Raw genomic sequence first — 737 nt, 5'->3', positions numbered from 1 at the left:
GCGGAATCGTGGGCCGGGCCGGGTCGTTATACCTGGCAGACCACCGCGACTGTCCCGGTCGTGGGGCGCGGCAGCCGCCCGGGAACACCCGGCAGGCCGCCCCGGTTACATCCCCCGCAACGCCCGAGCAGGTCCCCCCGGATCGCCGGCGTCGCCACGAACTTTCCCGCACCACCCACCCCCGGGTGTGGTGCGGGCACCCCCGATGCAGAGGAGCACGCCATCATGCGTACCGATCTGATCCGTAAGACCGCCCTGACCGCCGCTGGTCTCGCGTTCACCGGTGGCGCCATCGCCGGCCCCGTCACCACCGCGTTCGCCGCACCCACCACCAGCACCCCGGCCGCGCAAACCCAGACCGACCGCAAGGGCCACGGCGAACGAGAGCTCGGCGTGCGCTACGAGGCCCAGCCGAACTTCTACTACTGCGGGCCCGCCGCGACCCGAAACGCCCTGTCCGTACAGGGCAAGAACATCAACGTCGACGACATGGCCAAGGAAATGGGCACCACCGAGGCCGGCACCAACTCCATCAACGACATCACCCCCGTGCTGAACAAGGAAACCGGTAAGAACGACGCCTACCGGTCCGTGGAGATCAGCACCCCCGACGCCGACACCAAGCAGACCGACACCCTGCGCGCCGACATCGTCCGCACCGTCGACGACGGCCGCGCCGTGGTCGCCAACATCGCCGGCACCAGCACCGACACCGACGGCGTCACCCACTCCTACGA

The 737-nt window shown here is 69.6% G+C and carries 1 protein-coding gene; it reads left to right on the top strand.

Annotated features, from left to right (window positions below; all coding sequences use genetic code 11):
- Nucleotides 1-225 precede the first annotated feature (225 nt).
- Nucleotides 226-737 (top strand): C39 family peptidase (locus KBX08_RS33370; protein WP_210787729.1); only part of this gene is annotated, 512 nt, incomplete at its 3' end.

Source organism: Micromonospora sp. H61 (genome assembly GCF_018070325.1).
GTDB lineage: Bacteria > Actinomycetota > Actinomycetes > Mycobacteriales > Micromonosporaceae > Micromonospora > Micromonospora salmantinae.
Note: the sequence above shows the minus strand (reverse complement) of the source record. Positions and strands in the feature narration are given on the sequence as shown.